This is a genomic window from Aeromonas sp. 25-AL00135, assembly GCF_054052385.1.
The window spans coordinates 104,362-113,403 of the sequence record NZ_JBSTYQ010000016.1 but is presented as its reverse complement, the minus strand read 5'-3'; the positions used below and the strand labels follow the sequence as shown (position 1 = coordinate 113,403).

At 58.7% G+C, this 9,042-nt stretch carries 11 protein-coding genes; 7 read left to right on the top strand and 4 right to left on the bottom strand.

The genetic code is table 11. The annotated features are described in order from the left end of the window. Positions 1-105: 105 nt before the first annotated feature. The 3 genes from ACW5XC_RS15755 to ACW5XC_RS15745 all read right to left on the bottom strand — a co-directional run bounded on the left by ACW5XC_RS15755 (position 106) and on the right by ACW5XC_RS15745 (position 1,793). Positions 106-606, bottom strand: coding sequence for a YfbU family protein (locus ACW5XC_RS15755; RefSeq protein WP_005341125.1), 501 nt, complete (start codon positions 604-606; stop codon positions 106-108). Positions 607-770: 164 nt separating this feature from the next. Continuing rightward, positions 771-1,235, bottom strand: a complete 465-nt coding sequence (gene bcp / locus ACW5XC_RS15750) for a thioredoxin-dependent thiol peroxidase (protein ID WP_005358255.1) — start codon at positions 1,233-1,235, stop codon at positions 771-773. A gap of 24 nt (positions 1,236-1,259) precedes the next feature. Next, on the bottom strand, positions 1,260-1,793 hold the full coding sequence (locus ACW5XC_RS15745) for a glycine cleavage system protein R (protein WP_005349229.1): 534 nt from the start codon (positions 1,791-1,793) through the stop codon (positions 1,260-1,262). Positions 1,794-1,998: 205 nt separating this feature from the next. Here ACW5XC_RS15745 and dapA point away from each other — a divergent pair, with 205 nt between their 5' ends. The 3 genes from dapA to ACW5XC_RS15730 all read left to right on the top strand — a co-directional run bounded on the left by dapA (position 1,999) and on the right by ACW5XC_RS15730 (position 5,277). Continuing rightward, on the top strand, positions 1,999-2,886 hold the full coding sequence (gene dapA, locus ACW5XC_RS15740) for a 4-hydroxy-tetrahydrodipicolinate synthase (protein ID WP_005349232.1): 888 nt from the start codon (positions 1,999-2,001) through the stop codon (positions 2,884-2,886). Further along, on the top strand, positions 2,879-4,006 hold the full coding sequence (gene bamC / locus ACW5XC_RS15735) for an outer membrane protein assembly factor BamC (RefSeq protein WP_005349235.1): 1,128 nt from the start codon (positions 2,879-2,881) through the stop codon (positions 4,004-4,006). Before dapA ends, bamC begins: the two co-directional genes overlap by 8 nt. Before the next feature lie 167 nt (positions 4,007-4,173). Further along, positions 4,174-5,277 (top strand): phosphoribosylaminoimidazolesuccinocarboxamide synthase, encoded by a 1,104-nt coding sequence (locus ACW5XC_RS15730; RefSeq protein ID WP_040065098.1) that lies wholly within the window; start codon positions 4,174-4,176, stop codon positions 5,275-5,277. Between the two features lie 128 nt (positions 5,278-5,405). Here the strand turns inward: ACW5XC_RS15730 and ACW5XC_RS15725 are convergent, their stop codons facing one another. Further along, entirely contained in the window at positions 5,406-6,008 is a 603-nt protein-coding gene (locus ACW5XC_RS15725) for a short chain dehydrogenase (protein ID WP_042052299.1), read from the bottom strand. Between the two features lie 97 nt (positions 6,009-6,105). Between ACW5XC_RS15725 and ACW5XC_RS15720 the strand changes: the two genes are divergently transcribed. From ACW5XC_RS15720 to ACW5XC_RS15705, 4 genes are all read left to right on the top strand, one after another. Next, positions 6,106-7,005, top strand: coding sequence for a LysR family transcriptional regulator (locus ACW5XC_RS15720; protein ID WP_042052300.1), 900 nt, complete (start codon positions 6,106-6,108; stop codon positions 7,003-7,005). A gap of 71 nt (positions 7,006-7,076) precedes the next feature. Beyond that, positions 7,077-7,718 carry a DUF2057 domain-containing protein gene (locus ACW5XC_RS15715; RefSeq protein ID WP_042052302.1) on the top strand — a complete coding sequence of 214 codons (642 nt, stop codon included), beginning with the start codon at positions 7,077-7,079 and terminating at the stop codon, positions 7,716-7,718. Between the two features lie 73 nt (positions 7,719-7,791). Continuing rightward, the gene (locus ACW5XC_RS15710) at positions 7,792-8,238 is read left to right on the top strand and encodes an HIT domain-containing protein (protein ID WP_042052303.1); all 447 of its coding nucleotides are present in this window, start codon (positions 7,792-7,794) and stop codon (positions 8,236-8,238) included. Between the two features lie 89 nt (positions 8,239-8,327). Further along, a complete protein-coding gene (locus ACW5XC_RS15705; protein ID WP_005339098.1) occupies positions 8,328-9,026 on the top strand; it encodes a DUF3334 family protein in 699 nt (232 codons plus the stop codon). Positions 9,027-9,042: the final 16 nt, after the last annotated feature.

The following is a 9,042-nucleotide window of genomic DNA, read 5'->3' as shown; positions in this document are numbered from 1 at the left end:
TTGAAATACAGAACCCCCGATGCGGTACATAGGGGGTTCTGAGTAGAGAAATGCTAGTTGAAAATGTGTAAACCTATTTCAGGACTAGACAGGTTGGTATGCGGATCAGGCTGCCAGTACCTTGCGGATTTCCTGGATGGAGAGCTTGTACTGACGTGGACACTGACGCCACACCTGCAGCATCCGCTGATACTTGTCGCGCATGGCGATGTCGCTGGAGAGCTCATCGCACGGGCACTTGAGCTCGGGGAAGCGCTTGTCCACCTCCAGCAGGAAGCAGACATAGTCGGCCAGCTCCCGCTCCTGACTGCGGCTGTAGCCGTTGAACTCCAGCCGACTGGCGTTGATCTCGCCCTGATCGGCGGCATCCAGATTACCCCATGAGATGGCCAGTGCGTGGTGCAGCTCAAGGGTGTCGATCACCTCCTGGCAGGTCGCCAGATCCAGATGGCCGAAGCTCTTCTCCAGCTCGAGGATCTGCAGGCAGTAGCCGCGCTCGATGATGGTGCTGGCGCGCTGGTAGACGTCCGCTTTCTCCGGATTGAGTTTCGCCAGAATTTCGTACTGGTTGCTCAGGATCAAACGCTCAGTGTTGCTCATGTTCATGGGATATCTCGCTGGAAGATGATTCTGGGGTCACGTTAACCCATATATAAAATGAATTTTTTGATCTGGGCGGGGGAGTTGGTGAGAAAAATCCGCTGGCAAGGGGCGGCTGACCAGACAAAAAAAGGCCTGCATGGCAGGCCTTTCAATGACGCAGGGGAGGATTATCCCTTGAGGAAATCCAGTACCACCTGATGGTGATCGCTGGTTTTGAACTTGTCGAAGTGGTGGGCAATCTTGCCCTCTTCGTCGATCAGGAAGCTCTGACGGTGAATGCCGTCATACTCCTTGCCCATGAACTTCTTCGGGCCCCAGACGCCAAAGGCATCGGCGACGGCGTGGTCTTCATCGGCCAGCAGGGTGAAGTTGAGCTGGTCCCGCTCTTCGAACTTTTTCAGCCGTTTGGCCGGATCCGGGCTGATGCCAAGCACCACCACATTGAGGGCGGCCAACTCGGCGTTCACATCGCGCAGGCTGCAGGCCTGGGTGGTGCAGCCGGGGGTCATCGCCTTGGGGTAGAAATAGACCAGCACCTTCTTGCCGCGCAGGCCAGCGAGGCTGACCTGATTGCCATTCTGGTCGGGCAGGGAGAAATCGGGGGCGGGGCTGCCAGCTTGTAGTGGTTGCATGGGGTCTCCTCGGGTAAAACGCCCTCAGGCGTGTTTGCGATTGACGATAAACTCGAACGATTCGGCACCCAGTTGACGACAGAATTCGGCGAAGGCGGTTTGCGAACCTTCCACTTCACCCTCTCTGGCCAGATTGAGCTGAAAACTGATCTTCAGCAGGTTGAACGGCTGCTGCTCCAGGGTCATGGATTGCATCGCCTGAATGTTCCAGCCGTGTTCGCTGAAGAACTGGGTGCACTGGCTTACGATGCCGGGCTCGTCGCGGATCAACAGGTCGGCACTGGCGCGGACGTCATACTGCAGGGACTGGTGGCGTTCGGTGCGTTTCATCATGGTGATGAGATCCCACTCCTGGCTACGCAGGGGCAGGCTGATTTCGAGTTGCATCATGCTGTTCCAGTCGCCCGAGAGCAGCATGATAAAGGTAAATTCATTGCCGAAGATGCCAAGGCGGCTGTCCACAATGTTGCAACCACAGCCACTGACGTGGCGGGTCACTTCATTGACGATGCCAGGCCTGTCCGTGCCGATGGCCGTTACGACCAGGTAGTGAGTCATAAATCTTCTCTCGTCCGTTAATTCGTTGCGAAAGCCGCGCTGGCAAGCCAACCCTCCGGCCCTGATGACCACTCCCTGAGGGACGCTGCCGACTTTCGTCCATTACTTTTTGTTCCGGATGGTATCACGGCTTACCCCCTCTCTCCCTTGTTTTTCAAAGGGGTCAGCTTTACCATTACGCCCCTGAAAATCGGGAGAAAAGTCCATGTTACGCGGTAGTATTGTTGCGCTCGTTACCCCCATGCTGGCTTCAGGTGAAGTCGATTGGGCCAGTCTGGCCAAACTGGTCGACTATCATGTCAGCGCCGGGACCAGCGCCATTGTTGCGGTGGGTACCACGGGGGAATCGGTGACCCTGAGCGAGCAGGAGCATATAGCCGTCGTTGAAAAGACCGTTGAGTATGCCGCCGGACGCATTCCCGTCATCGCCGGTTGCGGCTCCAACAATACTGCCCATGCTATTGAATTGGCAAAGCGACTGGCCAAAACCGGCGTGGTGGCGGGTCTCTCGGTGACTCCTTACTACAACAAGCCCACTCAGGAAGGTCTCTATCGCCACTATTGTGCGATCGCCGAGGCTAGTGGTCTGCCCCAAATTCTTTATAATGTGCCCGGTCGCACCTGTTGCGATCTCAAACCGGAGACCGTGGCCCGTCTGGCCAAGGTTCCCGGCATTATCGGTTTGAAAGAGGCAACCGGCGATTTGAGCCGCACCCCGCTGCTGCGCGAGCTGTGCGGGCCGGAGTTTGCTCTCTACAGTGGCGACGATGCCACTGGTTGTGATTTTATGCTGCAAGGTGGCGATGGCGTGATTTCGGTCACCACCAATATTGCAGCGGCCCAGATGGCCGACATGTGTCGTGCTGCGCTGGCCGGTGATGCCGGGCAGGCGCATGACATCAACAATCTCTTGATGCCGTTGCACAAGACTCTGTTCTGCGAACCGAGCCCCACCCCGGTGAAATGGGCCTGTGCCCAACTGGGGTTGATTGCAACAGCCACCTTGCGCCTGCCGCTGGTTGACCTCACCCCCGAGGGCGAGCAGCTGATGGCGCGAGCACTGACCACAGCGGAGTTGATGGCGAGTGTTTAAATCTAATGGAAAGGGAAATAGAGCCCGTCTGGTGCTGAGCGTTGCGACTGTGGCCGTATTGGCCGGTTGCAGCACCCCCCAGGATCGCAAAATGGCCAACCGCGACTTCGGTTATGAAGATGCCCGCCTCGAGGGCCGCGCGTTCTTGATCCCCGCAGGATTGAGTGCCCCCACCTTCAACAGCCAGTACGATATCCCGCCGCTTCCCGAGAGCAGCCGTGAAGGTGCCCTCGGCGCTCAGGTCGATGTGCGCCCACCCGCTCAACTGCTGACCGTGGTACCGGGCAGTCAGGTGGTGCAGAGCGCAACCGAACCGACCGTTGCCTTCTATGCCCTGAGCACCAGCCAGAGCGTGGAGCGCGATACCTGGTCGTTCCTGATGAACTTCCTGGCCAAATACAAGGTCACCACCGAGAAGCTGGATCAGCAGGATGGCGTATTGCAGACCGGCTGGTTTGACAACACGGTAGCCCTCGATGGCTGGGGTGAAGATGACGAAGACTTCAAAATCCGTCAGCGTTACCAGTTCACCGTACGCAACGACGCCCAGCGCCACGCCGTCAACATGTCGGTCCGGGTACTGGATCACGAAGAGACCATCGACGGCGAGACCAGCAACAAGCTGACCCCTGCCGATGCCCAGCGCTATGCCGCACGAGTGCTGAACCAGTTCTCTCTCTATTACGACAGCCAGCTGAAAGCCCGCGAGCAGCACAAGTCCAACGATGGCATGGGTCTGCAACTGGGTCTGGACAACAACGAGCTGAGCGCCTGGATTGCCGAAGGTTCCTTTGATCAGGTGTGGCGTCGCCTCAACCAGGTACTGCCTGCTTACGGTTTCACCATCAAGGATACCCAGCAGTCTCTGGGCTGGATCGACGTCGAGTACGAAGAGCCGGGTGCCGAGTTCTGGAAGGCGAAAGGGAGCGAGCCGTTCAAACTGGAGGAGGAGAAATACCGCTTCCAGCTTGGTGAAATGGCGGGAGGCAAGACCTCCATCACCCTGTTCGACAAGGACAAAAAGCCGGTATCGTCCGGGGTTATCTCCCAGATGTATATCAGCCTGTCCGAGGCGTTCGCCAAGGGGCTGGCCGATCAGGCAGCAGCAAAAGCAGAATAAATACAGGGGCCTTGTGCCCCTGTTTTGTTATCGGAATCCCCCTGAAAACGCGGGGATTCCGAGTGGTTTTCGATGATGCGAGCCCCCTTGCCAGCCCGTTGCAAACAGAGCGCGCAGGTGAGGAACTCGCGATGTTTACCCCCCACAAACAGGAAGTGTTATTAGCCATGAGTCTTGCAGATCAAGTATTGGCGGTGAATGACGATTTGCCGATCCGTACCGATAAACCTGTCCATTCCGGCAAAGTGCGCAGCGTCTACTGGTTGACCCCCGAAGACAGTGCCCGGCTTATAAAAGAGAAAGGCTATGATGTGCCGGCCGATGCGCCCCTCGCCCTCATGGTGATCAGCGATCGCATCTCGGCTTTCGATTGCATCTGGCAAGGTGTGGATGGCCTGAACGGCGTACCGGGCAAAGGGGCGGCGCTCAACGCCATCTCCAGCCACTGGTTCAAGCTGTTCAAGGAGAAGGGACTGGCTGACAGCCACATTCTGGATATTCCGCACCCCTTCGTCTGGATCGTGCAAAAAGCCCGTCCGGTGATGATCGAGGCGATTGCCCGCCAGTACATCACCGGCTCCATGTGGCGTGCCTACAAGGATGGCGAGCGCGAGTTCTGCGGCATCACCCTGCCGGAAGGGCTCAAAAAGGATCAGAAACTGCCGGAGATCCTCATCACTCCCTCCACCAAGGGCGTGCTGAAAGGGCTGGATGGCGTGCCGGAAGCCGATGACGTCAACGTCTCCCGTGCCGATATCGAGCGCCACTATAAAGGCTTCAACTTCAGCAAACCGGCCGACATCGACCGCTACGAAGTGCTGCTCAAAGAGGGCTTCAACGTCATCAGCGACGCGCTGGCCGGGCTGGATCAGATCTTCGTCGATACCAAGTTCGAGTTTGGTTACGTCCACGATGCGGCGGGCAATGAAAAGCTGATCTACATGGACGAAGTGGGTACTCCCGACAGTTCCCGTATCTGGGATGGCGCGGCCCTGCGCGACGGTCAGATTGTCGAGAAGTCCAAAGAGGGTTTCCGTCAGTGGCTGCTCAACCACTTCCCAGATCCGGACATCCTGCTCAACAAGAACCGTATGCCGGAACGTTTTGCCCTGGCCCGCGACAACAAGCTGCCTACCGAAGTGATGATGGATATCTCCAACACCTATGTCGGGATCGCCGAGAAGATCATCGGCCACAAGCTGGCGCGTTCTGCCAATCCCAAGCAGGAGATCATCGAGGTGCTGCGCGATCAGTACGGTCTGATCGACTAAGGGTTGCTCTCTTTTTTTGTCGTCAACAAACAAACGTTTGCTGATGGCGAAGGAGATAGGCAGAGAAACAGACGGGCCCCGCTACGGGGCCCGTTTTTATTGCTGGTCTGGCGGCAAGCGAGCGGCGATCAGCCGTTGACCCTGAACACCTGGCCGGTCTGGATGCCCAGCACCGACTTCTTGTAAGCCTGCGCCACCTTGGCGGCGGGCACCGGCACGAACCCCGGGAAGAAGTCGGCGTATTTGTCCATCGACTCCGCCAGCACGGTGGGGCTCACCACGTTGATGCGAATGCCCCTTGGCAGCTCGCAGGCGGCCGCTTTCACAAAGTGATCGATGGCGCCGTTGACGGTGCTGGCGCTCACGCCCCAGTTGATCGGCTCCTCGCTCAGAATACCGCTGATCAAAGTGATGGAACCCTTGTCAGTCAGATAGGGAATGGCGGCTCGGGTCAGGTTGATCTGGCCCATCAGCTTGCTCTCCAGTCCCACCTGCCACTGCTCGTCGGTCATCTCGGTCAGGCCGTTGAAGGCCACACTGCCGCTGGCCACCACCAGCGCATCAAACTGGCCCACCTGGGCAAACAGCGCCTTGATGGAGGCGGGATCGCGCATGTCGACCGTGGCATCGCCACGGCTGTGGCCGACCCGGATCACCTGATGATCTTTGGCAAGCAGTTCACTGACAGCGGAGCCGACGGTGCCGGAGGCACCCACAATCACAATTTTCATCTGCATCACTCCTGGTTGGGATGTGTTGATTCTAGCGCAACAGAAAATGCGAAAAAGCGCGTAAAATAAACCCATTGTTTCCATATTGGAGCTAATGATGGATATCGCCCATCTGGCCAGCTTTTACGAAGTGGTGCTGCGCGGCAGTTTCTCGGCTGCTGCCGATACGCTGGGGGTCAGCAAGGGGATGCTGAGCCGCCATGTCAGCGCGCTGGAGACCTCCCTCAATGCACAACTGTTGCAGCGCACCACCCGCCGCCTCAGTCTGACCGAGGCGGGCAAGACCCTCTACCAGCAGGCGGGGGAGATCTTCGCGCTGGCTCGGCAGGCGGAGCAGGATATTCAGGCGCTGACCGAAGAGGATTGCGGACGACTGCGCTTTACCTGCCCGGTCAGCACCGGCGATCGCATGGTGAGCGAACTGCTGACCAGCTTTGCCGCGCTCTGCCCGGGAGTGGAGGTGGAACTCAATTTCACCAACCAGATGGTCGACATGAGTCAGGGAGAAAACGACATCGCCCTGCGCGCCATGAGCGAGGTGCCGGACAATCTGGTGGCCCTGCCGCTGGGGCGGCTCAAGGATGTGGTGGTGGCCAGCCCCGCGCTGGTGGCGCGAGAGGGGTATCCTGCCACTCCCTATGAGCTGAGCGGGCGCAGCTGCCTGTTGCAGGGGCACAATCCGGCCTGGGAGCAGTGGCACTTTATCCGTGAGGGGGAAGAGGCCCACATTCTGGTGCAGGGCAAGGTGCGGGCCAACCACTACAGCACAGTGCTACAGCTGGCGCGCGCCGGTATGGGCTATGCCAAGTGCCCGCTGATGCTGGTGGAATGGCAGCTGACGGCAGGAGAGCTGGTGACCGTGCTCGACGAGTGGCAGAGCGGGCTGCATCAGCTCCATGTACTGCATGCCCAGCAGCGGCGGGTGCCGCGCAAGATCAGGCTGTTCAAGCAGGTGCTGGCCCAGTGGTTTGCCGAGCGACCCCACTACCTGCTCTGAGCGGCGTTATTTTTCTGTCATCTTCGGCTGCTACCCTGCGCCCATCATCGGCATCAGGAAGATCAGCGGGAATGAAGAGCAATAGAGGGTTGACCGGGTTTGTGCTGCTCTGTGCAGTGTTGGGGGCTGGCAGTGTGCAGGCCACGGTGGAAGTGAAGGTGCCGGAGAATTTCCGCATCCTCGCGGTGAGCAACGGCACCTTGCAGGATGAGCAGCATGCCACCCTGGCGGATGGCGAGCAGCAACTGCTGGTGCGCTTCGAGGGGGTGATCCCCAGTCGCAGCAGCAGCGAGAATGATCGGCAGGTACGCTCCGAGCCGCAGGTGGTGCGCTATCAGGGCAGCAATCAGCATTTGCAGCTGACGGCCAGCTTACCGGGAGACGAGCGGGGGATGCAGGCCTATGCCAAGGATCCGGTGGTGGCATTGCAGGAGAATGGCCGTGCGCTTGCTATCCAGCAGGATGCGCTGGTGACCAGTGGCATGCTGCTTGGGGTGGACTGGAACGGCAAACTGGCTGATTACAACCGCAGCGGTGGCAAGGCGGCGCTGACGGCCGTCGCTGTTACTACGCAGCCAACTGCCACGATCGCCAGCGGGACGCAACCCGTTGTGGCTGCCAGCGAGCTGGAAGGGCAGTTGCAGCAGTTGTTCCTCCAGGCCGATCCTGCCTTGCGCAAGCGCTTTATCGGTTGGGCCGTCCCACAGCTTTAAGTTTTCTGCCCGTTGCAGTAACGTGGACACTCCTTTTTCAGGCGCTCTGTTCATCGTACTCAACGAGGTTTTCATGTTTGAATTGCATTCACGCCTGCAGGCAGATACCCGGTGGCTCGGTGATCTGCCCCTCTGCCGTGTCTTGCTGGCCAAAGACAGCCAGTATCCTTGGCTGATCCTGGTGCCGCGAGTGACCGATTTGCGGGAAATTCACCATCTGGCGCCGGAGCAGCAGCAACAGCTGATGCAGGAGTCCTGCGCTGTCGCCAACCTGATGGAACAGGCCCTCAGCCCGGACAAGATCAACATCGGCGCGCTCGGCAATCTGGTGCCGCAACTCCACCTTCACCATGTCGCCCGCTTTGCGACGGATCGCGCCTGGCCAGGCCCCATCTGGGGCGCTCATCCGGTCGTGCCTTATGAGCCACAAGTTTTGGCACAGCAGGCCGATATATGGCGTGCCCGGCTCGCCAAGCTGAGCGGTTTCACCCCTGTGGCTGCTGATAACGGAGTCAACTGAGAGGCGTGTCGCTATTTCAGTCTCCGGGCCGCGCCATCTGTTAGAGTTATGGTATAGATAAGCCCATTTTCGATGTTCAGGAAGGTCCCATGATAGTGACAAGATCCGATGACGATGCCGTATTGACCACAGAGGATGTGCTGCTCAGCCTGTGCAACTCGGTGACGGACGTTTTGAGTGCCGCGACCATGAGTCAGGTGCGGTTTTCCGGCATGGTGCAGCGGATCAGCAAGACCTGCCTCAAGCCGGATATCGGCTGCTTCGTGCTGTTTGATGGCGGTTTTTCCGGTCTGGTGGTGATCAACTTCTCCGCCGCCGCCGCCATGGAGCTGTACGAGAGCTACATGCTGAGCATGGGGCTCTCCAAGGAGGATCTCGCCATCTCCCACACCTCTGATGAGGTGAGCAACGTGATGGGTGAGCTGATGAACCAGATCGTCGGCAGCTTTACCGTCAAGGTGGGCCGCGATCTGCAGACTCACATCACCCAGAACCAGCCGAAGATGCTGGCGCTAAACAAGCAGGTGATGCTGAGTGTCGATACCAATCTCGACAGCCCGGAGTCCCGCCGCGTCACTTTCTTCACCGCCCGCAACAACATCTTCTATCTGGAGCTGGCGATGGACAAAACCGAGTTCATCCGCATCCACAATGAGGGAATGGAGCATGAAGAGCTGGATCCCGATGCGCTGATCGCACAGGCCAAGCAGGATGCCGCCAAGCCGGCTCAGGCTGCGGCCCCGGTTGCCAACGATCACGACGATCTGCTCGACTCTCTGGGTATTTGAGGCAAACGCCGGATAG

Coding starts and splice junctions, on each gene's coding strand:
- ACW5XC_RS15745 (WP_005349229.1), bottom strand. CDS start 1,793: ATGACTCACTACCTGGTCGTAACGGCCATCGGCACGGACAGGCCTGGC.
- ACW5XC_RS15725 (WP_042052299.1), bottom strand. CDS start 6,008: ATGAAAATTGTGATTGTGGGTGCCTCCGGCACCGTCGGCTCCGCTGTC.
- ACW5XC_RS15755 (WP_005341125.1), bottom strand. CDS start 606: ATGAACATGAGCAACACTGAGCGTTTGATCCTGAGCAACCAGTACGAA.
- ACW5XC_RS15710 (WP_042052303.1), top strand. CDS start 7,792: ATGTTTGAATTGCATTCACGCCTGCAGGCAGATACCCGGTGGCTCGGT.
- ACW5XC_RS15715 (WP_042052302.1), top strand. CDS start 7,077: ATGAAGAGCAATAGAGGGTTGACCGGGTTTGTGCTGCTCTGTGCAGTG.
- ACW5XC_RS15705 (WP_005339098.1), top strand. CDS start 8,328: ATGATAGTGACAAGATCCGATGACGATGCCGTATTGACCACAGAGGAT.
- dapA (WP_005349232.1), top strand. CDS start 1,999: ATGTTACGCGGTAGTATTGTTGCGCTCGTTACCCCCATGCTGGCTTCA.
- ACW5XC_RS15720 (WP_042052300.1), top strand. CDS start 6,106: ATGGATATCGCCCATCTGGCCAGCTTTTACGAAGTGGTGCTGCGCGGC.
- bcp (WP_005358255.1), bottom strand. CDS start 1,235: ATGCAACCACTACAAGCTGGCAGCCCCGCCCCCGATTTCTCCCTGCCC.
- ACW5XC_RS15730 (WP_040065098.1), top strand. CDS start 4,174: ATGAGTCTTGCAGATCAAGTATTGGCGGTGAATGACGATTTGCCGATC.